The sequence below is a fragment of the Mesorhizobium sp. LNHC221B00 genome, assembly GCF_000502935.1.
GTDB lineage: Bacteria > Pseudomonadota > Alphaproteobacteria > Rhizobiales > Rhizobiaceae > Mesorhizobium > Mesorhizobium opportunistum.
The window spans coordinates 147,738-163,857 of record NZ_AYWR01000015.1 but is presented as its reverse complement, the minus strand read 5'-3'; the positions used below and the strand labels follow the sequence as shown (position 1 = coordinate 163,857).

Sequence of the window (16,120 nt, the reverse complement as noted above, 5' to 3'; positions counted from 1 at the left end):
CAATGCGCCCGCCCTTCACATTGCGGCCTGTTGACCGCCCAGTCGGACCAGCCATCTCCAATCGGTAAAGCTCGCTCTCATGCGCAAATCGATCACCCTCTATGGCTTGACATTCTCACTGCCGATGCTGGTCTGGCAGGTGCTCTTCTTCCTTGCGCCGCTTGTCTTCCTGGTCGCGCTCAGCTTCTGGACGGTCAAGAACTTCCGCATGGAACCGGATTTCAATCCGGACAATTGGGTGAGGATGCTCGGCCGCGGTGTCTTCTGGGATGCCTATTTCCGCACGCTGTGGCTGTCCGCAGCGGCCGCGATCGTCACCAGTGCTCTGGCATTCCCTTGCGCCTACGGCATCGCCTTTAAGCTGTCGGAAACGGCACGGCGCTGGGCAGTGTTTCTGATGGTGATTCCGTTCTTCACGTCCTATCTGGTTCGCGTCTATTCCTGGCAGATATTCCTGTCCGACAACGGCATCTTCAACGCGCTCCTCGCCCATGCCGGCATCGGGCCGTTCGGCATGCTGAACACGACTTTGGGCACGATGGTCGGTTACCTGACCTTGAGCTTTCCTCTGGTCGTGCTGCTGCAGTTGTTCAGCCTCGTGTTCGTCGACAGAACGCTGATCGAGGCCGCCCACAATCTGCGCTGCGGGCGGCTGCGCACCGTTTTCGAGATCGTCGTGCCGGCGGCAAGGGTCGGGCTGGTGATCGCAGCCCTGTTCTGCTTCATTCTCACATTCGGCGATTTCGTCAGCCCGCTTTATCTCGGCGGCGGCGATCCGCCAACGCTCTCGATCCTGATCACTGATACGACCAAGTCGGGCCAGCAATGGCCGCGTGCTGCCGTCATCGCCCTGACGATGATTGCGACCTTGCTTACGGTGGCCTTCGCGGCCGTGAGCTACGCCTACAAGGAGCGCGGACGATGAGCGACTTGAACCGCAGCTGGCTGGTCGATTGGGCGTTGAGGCTCTACATCGTCCTGTCATTGGCCTTCATCTTCGCGCCGATCGCGGCAAGCTTCGTCTTTTCGCTCAATGTAGACCGCTTCCCGTCACTGCCGCTTGGTGGCTTCTCGACCATCTGGTACGAGGCCGTCTATGCCGACCCGCTAGTCTGGGAAGGCTTGCGCAACACCTTGATCGTCGGCGCCATCGTCTCGGTGCTGGCCACTGCGATCGGCTTCGGCGCGGCCTATACGGATTTCCGCTACAAATTCTTCGGCAAGCCGCTTTATGTGGCATTGGCTCTGCTGCCGCCAACCATTCCGGTGGTCATCCTCGGCCTCGCGATGCTGGCTTTCCTGTCGAATGTCAGTCTGTCGGGTGAAATCCACTCCGTCATCATCGCCCATGTGGTGATGTGCGCCCCTTTCGCCATGGCGATCTGCCGGCTGCGCCTGTCACAGATGGACCCCTCTCTGGAAGCAGCGGCCTGGAACCTCGGCGCTTCCGAATGGATGGCCATGCGGCATGTCATCGTCCCCTTCTGCCGGCCCGCGATCTTCGCCGCATTGTTCATCACCATGGCGGTGTCGTTCGACGAATTTGCCGTCGCCTGGTTCGTATCCGGCCTGCACGAAACGCTGCCGGTGAAGGTCCTCGGCTTCCTGCAAGGCCAGGTGAGCCCGCGCATCAATGTCATCGGCACTTTCGTCTTCCTCGCTTCAATGACGCTGGTGGTCCTCGCCCAGCTCCTCCTCATGAAACGCAATCCCGCCCAGACCGGCGGCGGCAAAGCGGAGTCAAAGGCATGACCGAAGAAGCTCTTGTTGTCTTTGACGGCGTGGTCAAAAAGTTCGGCAACTTCGTCGCGGTCGAACCTATGGACCTCGACATCCGCAAGGGCGAATTCCTGGCCATCATGGGCTCGAGCGGATGCGGCAAGACGACGACGCTCAGGATGCTGGCCGGCCTCGAGGCACCAACCGAGGGCGAAATCCGCCTGGCCGGCAAGCGTATCAACGACCTGCCGACCTGGCGTCGCGACACGCCGATGGTGTGGCAAAGCCTCGCGCTGTTTCCTTTCCTGACCGTGCGCGAGAATGTCGAGTTCAGCTTGCGAATGCGCGGCATCGGCAAGACCGAGCGTGGCAGACGCGTCGACAAATGGTTGGAGCGAATGCAGATCATAGAATTTGCCCAGCGCAACGTTGCGCATCTTTCCGGCGGGCAGCGCCAGCGCGTGGCTCTCGCCCGTTCGCTGGTGACTGAGCCGGAGATCCTGCTGCTCGACGAGCCGCTGTCGGCGCTCGATGCACATCTCAAGGTGCGCATGCAGACGGTGTTGTCGAACCTGCAGAAGGAACTTGGCATTACCTTCGTCTATGTCACCCATAGCCAATCCGAGGCCTTCTCGATGGCCGACCGGGTCGTGATCATGAGCCGTGGCCGAATCGAGCAGATCGGCAATCCGCAGGAAATCTATCGGGCCCCGCGCACGCGTTTCGTCGCGGAATTCCTCGGCTCTTCGAACGTCTTCGCTGGCAAGGTGTCTGAGATCACCAGCAACGTCGTCAGGATCGCCACGTCGGCCGGACAGTTTGACGTCGCGCCAAACACGGCGAAGGTGCTGGCGAAGGGCGACAAGGCGACCTTCGTCGTGTCGGGCGATCGCGTGCAGCTGAGCAACAGCCAGCCGGACGCCAGCAACGCGATGCGCGCCTCAGTGGTTGGCGAGGAATTTGTCGGCGCCACCGCCGTCATCCATCTGGAGGGCGACGACGGCCTGGAACTCAAGGCGCAGAAGAGCCACGACGAGTTGGAGCAACTGAATCTGACGCCCGGTGCCACGATCTGGGTCTCCTGGCGCCCAGACGCGAGCCACATCCTGCCCGGGGAATAGGAGGCTGGCATTGCGCTTCGGATTCCTGCTCGCCCGAAATTTTACACTTTCGCCAATGTCGCTGTTCGTCGACACATTGCGCCTTGCTGGCGATGATGGCGACCGCAGCCGACGAGGTCGATTCGACTGGCAAATACTCGGTGACAAAGGCCTTCCGATCCGCTCGAGTTGTGGTCTGGAGTTACTGCCGACCAAGCAAATCACCGATCCACAGGAATACGACAACATCGTTGTGGTCGGAGGACTCCTCCAAGGCCCCCCGAGCCTCAGTGCGGAAAAAGAGGCATTCCTGCGACGAGCGGCGCAGCGCGACATCCCTCTCACAGCTTTATGCACCGGAAGTTTCATACTGGCGCACTATGGTCTGCTCGACAACTATCGAGCCTGCCTAAGCTGGTTTCACATCAAGGAATTTCGGCATGCTTTCCCAGACGTTCGGGCGCACGCGGACACTTTGTTTTCGATCGACGGAAATCGCGCCACTTGCGCTGGCGGCGCCGGAGCAGCCGATCTGGCCAGCCATTTCGTGTCCAAGCATGTGGACAACAAAGCCGCAGAGAAAGCTGCAAAAATATTGGTTCTCGACAGAATCAGAACCGGCCGGGACGTGCAGCCAAACGGCGAGCTGTTCCCCAAGGCCAGAAGCCGCCACATAAGGCGCGCCTTGCTTCTGATGGAGAGCAATCTGCAGGAGAAAATCACAGTTGAAAGCTTGGCGGACAAGCTCGGGATCTCGCGCCGCCAACTGGAGAGGCTGTTCGCGACTGAGGTGCACACCAGCCCTATGGTGGCATATCTCGCGATACGTCTGCAGTACGCCAGAACGCTCTTGGAGACCAGCGATCTCCAAATTGGGGATATCGCTTACAGATGCGGATTTCCGAATGCCGGCCATTTCAGCCGGGTATATCGTCAGTACAAGGGGGTTGCGCCGTCAGAGCTTCGACGAGCATAGCCAACCACAACTATGCGACTGCCTTCGGGCCAAGGCGGGCGACTGTATTGCAACATCACTAAAACTCAGCAGTTGGATCCGCCCTGTGTCGCACCGCGGCCCGAGGCCGCTCGGGATGGTTCATTTGCGGTGTACTGAAAAACCATTTCCTCATAGGGCATTCCTGACTACTAGTCTGATCAAGCTTCGCCAATGGCGGCTTTGCGCCCAATCGAGTCATTCCTGCAATACCGTCCACTGCCCAAAAGTGCACGTGGCATGCCTAACACCGCGCGGTCATCATGTCGACGCGGGCTTCTGCGCGGGCTCGGCGAAGCATGTTAGCCAGAGCGATCGTGGGGAATGGCTCATTTTGTGATGAAGCAACCTACACGGTTGCACGGGTTCCGCTCACAAAACCATTGCCGGGCAAGCGTCTGGATATTTGCGACCCTCTCGCTAGGCACATAGTGATGCATCAAAGGGTTGCTTATCCCTTGCACCGCCTAGAAAGCCTAGCGTTGCTCCCTTGCATGTGGGATTGTGTGGCGAACCGCCCTCGCGCCCGATCTTAGTCGCGCGCATCACGTCCTACACGGGCGCGGATCAATGACGGCCGGGAGGCGCCCCCACGGGGACGGCGCGCGTGCCAGATATTTGCACCAAATATTCCAAACCATTAATGTGATTTGGTTTTCAGCATGGGCCTGCATTCCCATAGTTTTAGTAAAATCTTGTCATTGTCCTAGATGCAAAGGACACTATGCCGCCTGAATATCCTGTCTATTCGGCAACGAAGTGGCACCTTAGCTCGTACTAATGTGAGTAGCAGGCCCTGCGCTTGCTGCACTTAGTTAGACAACCGCAGGAGAGTGTCATGGCCAGTATCCTTGCGAGAACCGCCAAAGCATTGGCGAGTGGTGCAATGATTGCAGTTATGTGCATGCCGGCGTATGCGGGCGGGATAGGCGTCGGAGCCGGAGCCTCGGTCGGTGGGAGCGGCGGCGTGAATGCCGGGGTGGGTGCTTCCATCGGCGGTTCGGGCGGAGTGAACGCTGGCGTCGGCGCCTCGGTCGGTAGCGCGGGCGGCGTCAATGCCGGTGCTGGTGTTTCGGTTGCAGGGGCAGGCGGCGTGAACGCCGGCCTCGGAACATCAGTTGGTGGCACCAATGGCATCAGTGCCGGAGCCGCTGCGACGGTGGGCAGCCCGAAGGTTTTGAAGGCTAGAATTGGCGCAAAGATCGGTGGCCCCAATACATTGCGGGCAGGGGCTTCGGTCGGTGGCTCAAGCGGCGTCAATGCCGGTCTCGGGGCGTCGGTCGGCGGCTCCAGCGGTATTAATGCCGGAGCCGGTGCGCGGGTAGGCGGAACGAACGGTGTGACGGCCGGATTGGGTACAACCGTGGGCGGCACGAGCGGCGTTGGTACTGGGGCGGGCGTAGGCATTGGCAACGGCGTCAATATGGCTCTCGGCATCGGCGTCGGAAACAGTCCGAGCAGCCCAAGGAACCCGAGCAATCCGACCGGTCCCAAATTGGCCAGTGCCGTCGCTAATATGTCGGATGGCAAGTTGGCTCGCATGAAGAAGCGGTGCGTAGACGTGCTTGGCAGCCAAGAGACTTATGACCGCGACCTGCGCCAGCTCTGCCTGCTGATCGGCGGCCGTTGACCTGGACAGCCGGAACGGAAGTGCGAACCAGCCGTAAGGCGGTATGACACTCTGGTAGTGTCTCAGTTTGAATTTGGCGCTGAGCGCGTGTTCAACGCGGTTGCACTTGCGCGAGCAGCGCCTCAACCATGGGGAGCATGTTTCTGGCGATGATCGCATCACCTGCCGCGTTTGGGTGGTCCTTGTCCGCTTGCAGCAACTCCGGATGCCCAGTCACGCCAGTCTTGAAGTCGGCGTAGAGCAAGTCTCCATGTTTGGTCGCCAGCTCCGAGAACATCTTTGAAAACAGCTCGGCATAGTCAGCCCCGAGCCTAGACGAGCAATAGTCATAGGCCGCGGTTCCAACCACAAGCACTGGAACGCGCTTCTGGGCGAGGATACTCAGAATCTGGTCGAGGTTCGCTTGCGTGTCCTTCAGGTCGATACGAGCGCAATCGTTCTGACCCAATTGAATGATGACAACGTGGTTTGCAGGGTTCGCCTGCAGGCCAAGGCCATCCTTGGATTCCGCTAGCCAAGCGAGACCCCGTTCGCTGGTATCTCTGTACCCCACCTCGAAAATCGTCACCGGGTGCCCGGCAGCGGTCAGCCCAGACTTTAGCCTGGCCGCAAAGGTCTCAGTGGCTGCAAGTACTCCATAGCTGTTGATGTAGCTGTCGCCGAGGGTAACGATTGCCGGAGGTGCATCCTCGGCATCCACGTTGCCTGCTAACCCCAACATTGCTGAAAGTGCGGCAAGGGCCAGAAACGAAACGTCACGCACATTTGTGATGGTCTACCTCCCAGCGGCGCCATTCGGGATTATCCTGGCCCAAAGCCTCAGAGCCGCGATGGAACATAACAGCACATTCTCATATGCCGTTGGCAAATTTCAAACTGAGACACTACCTGAGCCCAACGCAGCTTGTATGACTCCAAGCTAATATGCTACCTTGAGTGATGCGCGGACTGCTGGCACATATGATGCTGGTATTGGTGGCTACAAGGGTAGCCGCAGGTGAACTGTTGTTCGATTCCATCGCTGCCGGCGACAAGGCTGCCGTAGAGCAAGCATTGGCAGGCGGCGCCGACGTCGACAGTCGGGCGCGCGACCAGGCAACCCTCCTTATCGCTGCGGCGCTCGACAACCAGGCGGAAATCGCCAAATTCCTGCTGAGCAAGGGTGCCGATGTCATGGCGCGGAACTCGGGCGGCTTCACCCCGCTTCATGCGGCGGCCTTCTCGGGCAGCCTGCCGATCGCCAAGCTGCTCTTGGAAAAAGGCGCGGTGCTCGACGATACCGCCAACAAGGCGGGTGCTACGCCGCTGTTGGTGGCCGGCGAGGAAAACCACATTGAACTGGCCGAATTCCTTATTGCGAAAGGTGCCGATGTGAACCATCCCGAGGGACATGGCTACATGCCGACAACGCGCGCATTCTGGAAGGGCAACACGGATATCATACGACTGTTCAAGCGCCATGGAGCCATCTGCCAAGCCAAAATCCTTGGCGAGGCGAACGCGGCGAAGTGCGCCGAGATCCACGATTAACGGAGGATGCAGATGAGCACGATGATTAAGTCACGACCGGTTCGAAATTTGGGAGCGGCTGCCCTAGTCGCGGTAGCTGTGTTCGCCGGCGCGGGATCGGCCTTGGCCGACGGCTCGGTAAACACCGGCTATTTTGGCGGTGTGGCGATCATGGGCTACGACACGGTCGCTTACTTCACTGACGGCAAGGCCGTGAAGGGTTCCGAAGAATTCACTTATGACTGGCTGGGGACACCCTGGCATTTCGCCAGCAAGAAACACCGGGAAATGTTCATGAGTGAACCGGTCAAGTACGCTCCTCAATATGGCGGCTACTGTGCTGGCGAAGTCGTGGGCGGAGGGGTCACGATTAATGTCGATCCGGAAGCATTCAAGATTATCGACGGCAAACTCTACCTGATCTACGACGTCGGCAATGCGGACAGTTTCGCCGCGCATGCAGATGAAGAAATACCGAAAGCCGATACCAACTGGCCAAAGGTCGCGGCCAACCTGAAGCTCGATCATTATCACTGAGACCCCGCCCGCCTACTGGACGACGGTGAAGTGAAACACTTTGCTTGAATTGACAAAGGAATAGCCGTTGCCGGCATCGTCGTGGCGTTTGTAGACAGGTCCGCAGTCGGGGCGCCCGAACATATTCTCGCTCAGCTCGCACAAAAGGTCGCCATCGAGACGGATGGTCTCGGTGACCAGCCGCGTCGTGGAACGGAAGGCTGCCTTGCCGTCGCCCCCGATCTGGAGGAAGGCTGGCTGGAGACCGGGTTCAAGCTGGCCCTGCAGCGTATGACCCAGCACCAGCGAGGCTATCTCCTCGCCCTTCAAGCGGTTGTGCTCGTCGCCGGTGAAGCCGAACGGCCATTCGGGCAAGCCCGCCTGCTGTAACGCGTCGATGATGAGAGCCAAATCCTGCGGGTTACGATACTGGGCACCGTTGAGCCGGTATGCGGACAATGAATCAGATCCCGGTGTCGACATGGCACCCATTCCCTCGGCGACCGCTGCCCTCGCATCCTGCAGGCGGCCGGCGCGGGCGTAGGCGGCACCAAGCGTCATCGTGAAATCTCCGACTGACGGCGCGTCGGCGCGGGTGCGTTCGAGCGCCTCGATCGCCTTGTCGTTACTACCTTGAATGAGAAAGACCAGACCGGCAATTTGCCGGTTGATGGGTGAAAGGTTGGGATCGAGCCTGAGCGCTGTCTCGACCGCTGCGGCTGCCTCGGCATGATTCCCGGCGAACAGTTGCACATATCCCAGAGCTATTTGCGTCTCCGCATCGCCGGGGCCGAGAGCGGTGGCTCGCTCGGCCGAAGCGATGGCTTCCTCGTAGCGGCGATCCACGACTTGCATGATACCAAGAATCGCATAAGGCGACGAAAGGTCCGGGTCCAGTTGCAGCGCACGGCTAGCCTTTTCATAGGCGCGCTTGCGCGCCGGCGCGCTCTGCATGATGTCGTCGAACGATTCGCGCCAGATATAGACTGTCGTGCTTGCATCCGCCGCGAAGGCTTCGGCAAAAGTCGGGTCGAGCTCCTCCACCTTATCGTAAAGCGTGAGCGCCTCCCGCAGCCCGTTGCGCCGGCCGGTCCGTGCTGTCTGCTCGGCCCGAAGGTAGAAGTCGTAGGCTTCAAGGTTTTCGGTCGGCGGCCGTGCCATGCGTTCGCTCTCCGCTGCCGAAGCCCGGATGCCGAGCGCTTTGGCGATCTCCCCGCTCATCTCTTCCTGGACAGCAAACACGCCGGCCATGCCACGGTCGAACCGGTTGGCCCACAGATTGTCGCCCGTTGCCGTATCGATGAGCTGGGCATTGAGGCGGATCTGCTCGCCGGTGCGGCGGACGCTTCCCTCGACGACGAAGCGGACACCAAGGTTGCGCGCGACGTCCGCCAGCGCTGCAGGCTTGTCCTTGTAGGCAAACACTGAATTGCGCGCGATGACGTCCAGACCGGAAAGCTTGGTGAGGTCGGTGATCAGATCTTCGGTGATGCCGTCAGCGAAATAGTCCTGGCCTGGATCGCCGTCGAGGTTTGCAAACGGCAGAACGGCGACCGATGGCCGCGATGGCACAGAGAACTTCTGCCACGCAAAAATGCCTGCAAGCACGGCAACTGCCAGGACTGCGACACTTGCCAGTATCATGACACGCAGGCCCGGCCGGTGTGGCGCAGCCACCACTTTGCCCGAAGCTGCGGGATCCAGCAGCAGTCGATAAGCGCGAACCGGATCAGCAATATTCTTGAGGCGCTGCTCGCCAAGACTGGCAAAGCCAACATCCACCTTGTGCACCGCGTGGTCGAACGCCGTGCCCGAGATGCAGATACCTCCGGGCTCCGCCATTGCCTCCAGCCGCGCGGCAATGTTCACGCCATCGCCGTAGATGTCGTTTTCCTCGACGATGACATCGCCAAGATTGACGCCGATGCGAAACCGGATGCGGTGGGGGTCGGAGGTACCTTGGTCTCGGACGGCCATCCGGCGCTGAATCGCAGCAGCGCACTGGACGGCATCGACGACACTCGCGAATTCGACCAGCGCCCCGTCGCCCATGAGTTTGACCATGCGGCCGCGGAATTCCCTGATCGCAGGGTCGATCAATTCGCGACGGTAACTTTTCAACCGCTCGAGCGTGCCGACCTCGTCCTCGCCCATGAGCGTGCTGTATCCGACCACGTCGGCAGCAAGGATTGCAGTGAGCCGTCGCTCCATGTGCTGGTGTCCTGCCTCCCTGGGTCAAAGCTTCGCCGACGAGCGTAATCTAGTACTACTTTGATTGCGAGCATGCTCGGCATCCTTGGGGTAACGGTCAATGCGACCACGTCGTTTTTGCGGCCGTTGCACAGATGGGACAGCTTGTGAGCGAAAAACGGATGCTGCCGCATGGCTGGCATGGTCAAGTCACGACATCGGACCTTGGAAAATTGAGGTCCGCTATCGTTCTTCCCCGCCACAAGCGGACCTACTGCACTCGGCCCCCCAAACTGCCAGTCAGCACGCGCCTATCTCGGCCGCACTGATCAGCTTTGCTGTTTCCTGAAAGCTGACCGGTGCTGGCGGGCGTGGTAGCGCTGGTCGGATATTGGTGCTGAAGAAATCTCTTGCCGATCGACGGATCGCGACAGCGACTATCCTTCAGCGGCTCGGTGCCTTTCCGCCACGCCGCGCCAGAATGTTGGCGACCAGCAAAAGCAGGATGGACAGCGCCATCATCAGGGTTGCCGCGGCGGTGATTGCCGGGCTCAATTTTTCCCGCAACCCGATGAACATCTCGAGCGGCATGGTGCGCTGGCTGGCGCTGGCCAGGAACTGCACGACGACCACTTCGTCGAAGGAAGTGACGAAGGCGAAAGCAGCGCCCGAAAGCACGCCGGGTAGTATCAGCGGCAGCATGACGCGGAAGAACGACGTCAGCGGCTTGGCGCCGGAAATCGACGCGGCGCGCATCAGGTTGCGGTCGAAGCCGGTGAGGCTGGCACCCACCGTCACCACCACGAAGGGGCTGGCCAGAGCGGTATGCGCCAGGATGATGCCGGCATAGGTGCTGGCGAGCCCGACGCGGGCGTAGAACAGATACGAGCCTACGGCCGTGATCACCACCGGCACGATCAGCGGCGACAACAGCAGCGACATGATGATGCGACGCCCCGGGAATTTCTCGTCGGAAAGCGCAATCGCCGTCAGTGTGCCGAGCGTCGTCGCAATCACCGTGGTCCCGAGGGCGACGATCAGGCTGTTGCCGATCGCCGACTGCCAGCGCTGCGTGCCGAGCACCACCTCGTACCAGCGCGTCGATATCCCCTCGAGCGGAAAGATGAAGAAAGCACCGCTGTTGAAGGAGAGCGGCACCGGGATGAGGATCGGCACAAGCAGGAACAGGATGACCAGCCCGCACCATATCCACAGCAGCGTGATGCGGATGCGTTCGCCGGTGGTTGGGTAAGGAGAAAGCAGCATGGCTACACCAGCTTCAGGCGATCGAGGCCGAGGACGCGGGCAAAGATGCCGAACAGCGCCAGCGTGAAGACGAGCAGGATGAAGGATAGCGCCGCCGCCATCTCCCAGTTCAGTTCCACATTGACGTAGTTGGCGATGAAATTGCTGATGAGCTGATCGCTTGCCCCGCCGATCAGCGCCGGCGTTATGTAATAGCCGAGGCACAGGATGAAGGTGAGCATGCAACCGGCCATCACACCCGGGAACACCTGCGGAATGTAGATACGGCGGAATGCGGTGAACGGCCTGGCACCCAGCGAATAGGCAGCCTTCATCTGCGACGGCGGGATGGTGCGCATGACGCTGTAGATCGGCAGCAGCGTGAACGGCAGCTGGATATGGGTCATCGCGATGATCAGGCCGATGCGGCTGTACATCAGATCGAGCCGGTCGCCGGCGATGCCGACAAACAGCAGGAAGTCGTTGACCAGTCCGAATTTCTGCAGCAGCACCGTCCAGGCGGCCGTGCGCACCAGGATCGAGGTCCAGAACGGCAGGAGCACCGCGACGATCAGGATAGCGGCCAGCCCCTTCGGCGCGTTGGCGATGAGATAAGCGAGCGGGAATCCGAGGATCAGTGTTGCCAGCGTCACCGCTGCCGCGACGAAGAAGGTGCGCAGGAACACCTGGATGAAGATCGCCTGCTCCGGCGGCACCCGTTCGATGCCGCCATCGGCGTTCCAGCGCAGGTCGAGCGCGCTGAGCAGATAAAACGAAGTAAGGCTGCGGGTACCGCTCTGGATCGTCGGCCAGGTCGACGGCGCCGACCAGAAGGGCACCGATTTCATTGCGTCGAGCGCGGCCTGACCGTCAGCGCTTTCAAGCTTGCGCACCGTCTTCAGCACCTGGCTGCGCGCGCCCGGCAGGCGGGCGTTGAGGCTTTTTGCCAGCTCATAGGCCGTGCCTTTGGCCTGATCGTCCTTGAGGTCCGCCGCCAGAGCGGACAACGCGTCGTCGCCGGGAAGGCCCTGGCCGTTCCAGCCGGCCAGGGCCGCGGTCGTCTTGGGCAAAGCATCTGCGATGGTCGGATCATAGACGGCGCGCGACAAAAGCAGCACGATCGGGATGCCGAAGCTCAGCGCCAGAAGGACGAGCAGCGGCGCAGCCAGAAGCAGCGAGCGCATCCGATCGCCGAATTCGGCGCGCCGCAGCGCCGCCGACACGGATTTGATATCCGTATCGGCGGCTGACCGGTCGCGGGCCAGCGTCGGCCGGTCGAGTTTGCTGGGCTGAAGCGCCGACATTTCGCCTTCCTACTGAGCAAGCCAGGCGTTGAAGCGCTTGACGAGATCCTCGCCATAGTCGCCCCAGAACTCGGTGTCGGCGACCAGATAAGCGCCGGCGAGATGATCGGGAGCGTTGGGCAGCTTCGGCAGCGCGTCGGGCGCGACGAAGGACGCCGCGTCGGTGCGCACCGGCCCGTAGGTGATATAGCTGGCGAGCTTGGCGTTGTTCTCCGGCTTGCTGATATAGGCGAGATATCTGTAGGCGAGTTCCGGATTGCGCGCGCCCTTCGGGATGGCGATCATGTCGTATTCGAGGATCTGGTTATTCCAGACGATCTTGAAAGGCTTGCCATCGGTGTCGATGGCGTTCTGAATGCGGCCGTTCCAGGCGGTGGTCATCACCACTTCCTTGGACGCCAGAAGGCTGCGCCGGCTGCGCGCCGGCATCCCACCAGACGATGTCCTTCTTGATCGTGTCGAGCTTCTTGAAAGCACGGTCGACTCCTTCCGGCGTCGCCAGCACCTTGTAGACATCGGCCGGCGCCACGCCGTCGGCCATCAACGCCCATTCGAGGTTCTGCGCGGGGAACTTGCGCATGGCGCGCTTGCCGGGGAATTTCGTTGTGTCGAAGAGGTCGAGCACCGAAGTCGGTGCTTCCTTGAGCACCGTCGGGTCATAGGCGAGGATGTCGCCGTAAGCGTCGAGACCGACACCGCAATCGAGCGCCGAGCCCTCGATGAACTTGTCGCGCGGCCCGATCTTGGAATAGTCGAGCCGCTCAAGGATGCCGGCGTCGCAACCTTGCAGCACGGTGGCGGTCTCGACCGTCACCAGGTCGATCGGCACATTGCCGGTCTCCACCATGGCTTTGACCTTGCCGAGATCGCCCAGATACTCCTGCTCCAGGATCTTGGCGCCGGATTCCTTCGCGAACGGCTCGAACCAGGCTTTGCGCTGTGCGTCCTGCCAGGCGCCGCCGCTCGCCATGATCGACAGCTCGTCGGCGAAGGCGGCGCCGGCGATGGTCACGCAGGCCGTGACGGCCGCGAGCGCAAGTAGGCGTGTTCTGATCTGTGTCATTTCGTTTTCCCCTGTTTTGGAATGGCGCCGCCCGTTCCGGCATCGGCCGGAAAGGCACGGCAATCGTTGGGCGCGCAGGAGACCGTCACGGTCTCGCCGTTTGCCATCGTCGCTTCGGGGCCGACCTTGACGGTCAGCACCTGGTCGTTGGCGAGCCGGGCCAGAAGGCGCAGATGGTCGCCGAGATAGATGCGTCCATCGACGGTCGCCGATAGCGCATTGCCGCCATTGGCGGCCGCAGATAGGCTAAGCCGCTCGGGCCGGACGGCGACATGGCACATGCTGCCTTGCGTCACGCCGACCGCCAGCGCGGTGATCTCGCCGCCGCCGTCCAGCCGGACGCGGCATTGCTCACCCGAGACACGGTCGACCACGCCTTCCAGCGTGTTGTTCTCGCCGATGAAGCTCGCCACGAATGAGCTTTGCGGGGTGTTGTAGAGATCGTCTGGGGAGCCGAGCTGCGCGATGCCGCCCTGGTTGAAGACCGCGACGCGGTCCGACATCGTCAGCGCCTCGCTCTGATCGTGCGTGACGTAGACGATGGTGACGCCGAGCATCGTATGGATCTGCTTGATCTCGAGCTGCATGTGCTCGCGCAGTTTCTTGTCGAGCGCGCCGAGCGGCTCGTCCATCAGCACTAGGCTCGGCTGGAACACCAGCGCGCGTGCCAGCGCCACGCGCTGCTGCTGGCCGCCGGAAAGCTGGGCCGGGCGGCGGTCGCCGAATTGCTTGAGCCGCACCATGTCGAGCGCGCGGCCGACGCGGGCCGCGATGCCGGCCTTGCTCACCTGACGAACAGAGAGCGGAAAACCGACATTCTCCTCGACCGTCATATGCGGGAACAGCGCATAATTCTGAAAGACCATGCCGATGTTGCGCTGGTAAGGGGGCAGACGGTCGACCGGCTGCCCTTCGAGGGTGATCGTGCCATGCGTCGGCCGCTCGAAGCCGGCGAGCATGTTGAGCGTCGTCGTCTTGCCCGAGCCGGAGGGGCCGAGCAGCGTCAGGAATTCGCCGCGCGCGACGGCAAGGTTCATCCGCGTCACCGCGAAGCTGCGCCCGTCATAGGATTTCTCGACGTCGGCGAACTCGACGAAACCTTGGCTCGCGGCCGCTTGCGCGGCGCGGGCAGTCGTGACCCCGCCAGCCTGCGTGATGGCCTGGCCGACAGTCATTGCCCACAATCCTGGTTGCGGTCGACCGATTCGAGCTGCGGCTTGCGATCCATGCTTCGTCCTCCCGGGTCGACTTTGCCTCCCGGCAGGTCACCCGACTTGTATGGTCACACAATTATGCTGAAATCGACCATAGATGCGGACAACTTTGTCCGTCAAGGTAGTTTTTGCATGATTGTGTGATAATTTTTATCGGAATTCCTACCAGACAAGATCTATTGTACGGATCGTTGTCTTATGCTAGATGCCCGACAAGAGAGACGTCAGCCAGTTCGAATCCCCCATGCTCGAAAACCTTCGCCTCGCCGAGGATGAAAGTCCGGTCTATCGCCGTCTTGCCGACGCGATCGCCGAACGCATTGCCGCTGGCACGCTGGCGGTCGGCGACCGGCTGCCGCCGCAGCGCGAGATCGCCCGCGCCCTTGGCATCAACGTCACGACCGTGACGCGGGCGCTGTCCACCTTGCAGGAGCAAGGCCTGATCGAGGCGCGCCCCGGACGCGGCACGACGGTTGCCGCCCGTGACGCCGTCGAGCGGCCGGGTTTCGTGTCCGCGCCGAGCGACCAGAGCGGCATCATCGATCTTTCCGTCAACCGGCCGGCCACGACGGCCTATCTCGATGCCGTCGCGGCGCTGATGCCGCGCCTCTCCAAGGATCGCCACTACGCCTCGCTGCAGGATTATCATCCGCCGGAAGGACCGCTCTGGGGACGCGTGGCGGTCGCCGATTGGTTCAAAGCGGTGGCCGGCGATGGCGACCCGGGCCGCGTCGTGCTCGCCGCCGGCGCCCAGCATGGTCTCGACTGCGTTCTAGGCGCCGTCACCAGGCAAGGTGAGGTGATACTTGCCGACGAGGTGACCTATCAGGGCATCAACGCGCTGTGCCGCGTTCATGGGCTCGACTTGCGCGGCGTCGCGATGGATCGCGGCGGCATGCGTCCGGACGCCTTCGAGGCCGCTTGCGCGCAGCTTCGCCCCCGTGCCGTTTTCCTGGTGCCAACGCTGCACAATCCGACGACGATCACACTGAGCGAGGAGCGCCGGCATGAATTGGCAGCGGTCGCCCGCCGCCACAACGTGTTGATCATCGAAGACGACGTCTACCGGCCGCTGGCCGACGATCCGCCTCCGTCGTTCGCCAGCCTCGAGCCTGAACTGACGATCCATCTCGGCGCGCTGTCGAAATGCCTGGCGCCGGGCCTGCGCCTTGGCTTCGTCATCGCCCCGCGCCCGATCGCCGGCCAGGTCGCGGCGGCGCTGCGCATCAATTGCTGGAGCATCAGTCCGCTGACGGCGCTGATCGGCGCCAGGCTGATCGAGGAACGGGCGGCGGCGCGCATCATCGACATCCAGAAGCAGGAATTGCGCCAGCGCCAGGCGATCCTCTCCGAAATCCTCGGCCGCTTCGACATCCAGAGCCATCCGACGTCGACACATGCCTGGCTGCGCCTGCCGGAGCCGTGGCGCGGCGCCGGCTTTGCCCGCACCTGCCTGGAGCGAGGCGTGGCCGTGCTGCCGGGCGACGCCTTCGCGGTCGGCCGCGAGCCGGTGCAGCACGGCGTACGCATCAATGTCGGCGCGGCGCGCTCGCAAGAGGATCTGCGCTCGGCGCTCACCACGATGGCCGAGCTGCTTGCCGCTGGTCACCTGCAATTGCCGGGCTTCGTCTAAGGT

Annotated in this window: 13 protein-coding genes and 1 pseudogene; 8 read left to right on the top strand and 6 right to left on the bottom strand. The window is 61.8% G+C overall.

Going from position 1 to position 16,120, the window contains the following annotated elements; translation table 11 throughout:
• The first annotated feature begins 79 nt into the window (after positions 1-79).
• The 5 genes from X741_RS146725 (at position 80) to X741_RS146745 (ending at position 5,443) form a co-directional block, all read left to right on the top strand.
• Positions 80-925 carry an ABC transporter permease gene (locus X741_RS146725; RefSeq protein WP_023779065.1) on the top strand — a complete coding sequence of 282 codons (846 nt, stop codon included), beginning with the start codon at positions 80-82 and terminating at the stop codon, positions 923-925.
• Positions 922-1,752: an ABC transporter permease gene (locus X741_RS146730; RefSeq protein WP_031250251.1), complete on the top strand. Its 831-nt coding sequence runs from the start codon at positions 922-924 to the stop codon at positions 1,750-1,752. The genes X741_RS146725 and X741_RS146730 overlap by 4 nt, the downstream gene beginning before the upstream one ends.
• Positions 1,749-2,840 (top strand): ABC transporter ATP-binding protein, encoded by a 1,092-nt coding sequence (locus X741_RS146735; protein WP_023779063.1) that lies wholly within the window; start codon positions 1,749-1,751, stop codon positions 2,838-2,840. The genes X741_RS146730 and X741_RS146735 overlap by 4 nt, the downstream gene beginning before the upstream one ends.
• Positions 2,841-2,850: 10 nt before the next feature.
• Positions 2,851-3,795: a GlxA family transcriptional regulator gene (locus X741_RS146740; RefSeq protein WP_245272752.1), complete on the top strand. Its 945-nt coding sequence runs from the start codon at positions 2,851-2,853 to the stop codon at positions 3,793-3,795.
• A gap of 856 nt (positions 3,796-4,651) precedes the next feature.
• Complete coding sequence (locus tag X741_RS146745) at positions 4,652-5,443, top strand: hypothetical protein (RefSeq protein WP_023779061.1); 792 nt, start codon at positions 4,652-4,654, stop codon at positions 5,441-5,443.
• A 91-nt stretch (positions 5,444-5,534) separates the two neighbouring features.
• Here the strand turns inward: X741_RS146745 and X741_RS146750 are convergent, their stop codons facing one another.
• A complete protein-coding gene (locus X741_RS146750) occupies positions 5,535-6,206 on the bottom strand; it encodes a GDSL-type esterase/lipase family protein (protein ID WP_156937922.1) in 672 nt (223 codons plus the stop codon).
• A gap of 176 nt (positions 6,207-6,382) precedes the next feature.
• Between X741_RS146750 and X741_RS146755 the strand changes: the two genes are divergently transcribed.
• The gene (locus X741_RS146755; protein ID WP_023779059.1) at positions 6,383-6,973 is read left to right on the top strand and encodes an ankyrin repeat domain-containing protein; all 591 of its coding nucleotides are present in this window, start codon (positions 6,383-6,385) and stop codon (positions 6,971-6,973) included.
• 12 nt (positions 6,974-6,985) lie between these two features.
• On the top strand, positions 6,986-7,489 hold the full coding sequence (locus tag X741_RS146760; protein ID WP_156937921.1) for a YHS domain-containing (seleno)protein: 504 nt from the start codon (positions 6,986-6,988) through the stop codon (positions 7,487-7,489).
• 12 nt (positions 7,490-7,501) lie between these two features.
• Here the strand turns inward: X741_RS146760 and X741_RS146765 are convergent, their stop codons facing one another.
• From X741_RS146765 to X741_RS146780, 5 genes and pseudogenes are all read right to left on the bottom strand, one after another.
• Positions 7,502-9,679: an adenylate/guanylate cyclase domain-containing protein gene (locus tag X741_RS146765; protein WP_023779057.1), complete on the bottom strand. Its 2,178-nt coding sequence runs from the start codon at positions 9,677-9,679 to the stop codon at positions 7,502-7,504.
• 423 nt (positions 9,680-10,102) lie between these two features.
• Positions 10,103-10,924 (bottom strand): ABC transporter permease, encoded by an 822-nt coding sequence (locus tag X741_RS146770; RefSeq protein WP_031250249.1) that lies wholly within the window; start codon positions 10,922-10,924, stop codon positions 10,103-10,105.
• 2 nt (positions 10,925-10,926) lie between these two features.
• On the bottom strand, positions 10,927-12,207 hold the full coding sequence (locus tag X741_RS146775; RefSeq protein ID WP_031250248.1) for an ABC transporter permease: 1,281 nt from the start codon (positions 12,205-12,207) through the stop codon (positions 10,927-10,929).
• Between the two features lie 9 nt (positions 12,208-12,216).
• Positions 12,217-13,270, bottom strand: a pseudogene (locus X741_RS01000000167000) (ABC transporter substrate-binding protein).
• Complete coding sequence (locus X741_RS146780) at positions 13,267-14,445, bottom strand: ABC transporter ATP-binding protein (RefSeq protein WP_023779054.1); 1,179 nt, start codon at positions 14,443-14,445, stop codon at positions 13,267-13,269. The pseudogene X741_RS01000000167000 and the gene X741_RS146780 overlap by 4 nt, the downstream one beginning before the upstream one ends.
• Before the next feature lie 283 nt (positions 14,446-14,728).
• Between X741_RS146780 and X741_RS146785 the strand changes: the two genes are divergently transcribed.
• Positions 14,729-16,117, top strand: coding sequence for a PLP-dependent aminotransferase family protein (locus tag X741_RS146785; protein WP_023779053.1), 1,389 nt, complete (start codon positions 14,729-14,731; stop codon positions 16,115-16,117).
• Positions 16,118-16,120: the final 3 nt, after the last annotated feature.

Excerpts from the sequence above, each read along its gene's own strand:
- X741_RS146725 (WP_023779065.1), top strand. The coding sequence starts at position 80 with ATGCGCAAATCGATCACCCTCTATGGCTTGACATTCTCACTGCCGATG.
- X741_RS146730 (WP_031250251.1), top strand. The coding sequence starts at position 922 with ATGAGCGACTTGAACCGCAGCTGGCTGGTCGATTGGGCGTTGAGGCTC.
- X741_RS146735 (WP_023779063.1), top strand. The coding sequence starts at position 1,749 with ATGACCGAAGAAGCTCTTGTTGTCTTTGACGGCGTGGTCAAAAAGTTC.
- X741_RS146745 (WP_023779061.1), top strand. The coding sequence starts at position 4,652 with ATGGCCAGTATCCTTGCGAGAACCGCCAAAGCATTGGCGAGTGGTGCA.
- X741_RS146755 (WP_023779059.1), top strand. The coding sequence starts at position 6,383 with ATGCGCGGACTGCTGGCACATATGATGCTGGTATTGGTGGCTACAAGG.
- X741_RS146760 (WP_156937921.1), top strand. The coding sequence starts at position 6,986 with ATGAGCACGATGATTAAGTCACGACCGGTTCGAAATTTGGGAGCGGCT.
- X741_RS146765 (WP_023779057.1), bottom strand. The coding sequence starts at position 9,679 with ATGGAGCGACGGCTCACTGCAATCCTTGCTGCCGACGTGGTCGGATAC.
- X741_RS146770 (WP_031250249.1), bottom strand. The coding sequence starts at position 10,924 with ATGCTGCTTTCTCCTTACCCAACCACCGGCGAACGCATCCGCATCACG.
- X741_RS146775 (WP_031250248.1), bottom strand. The coding sequence starts at position 12,207 with ATGTCGGCGCTTCAGCCCAGCAAACTCGACCGGCCGACGCTGGCCCGC.
- X741_RS146780 (WP_023779054.1), bottom strand. The coding sequence starts at position 14,445 with ATGACTGTCGGCCAGGCCATCACGCAGGCTGGCGGGGTCACGACTGCC.
- X741_RS146785 (WP_023779053.1), top strand. The coding sequence starts at position 14,729 with ATGCTCGAAAACCTTCGCCTCGCCGAGGATGAAAGTCCGGTCTATCGC.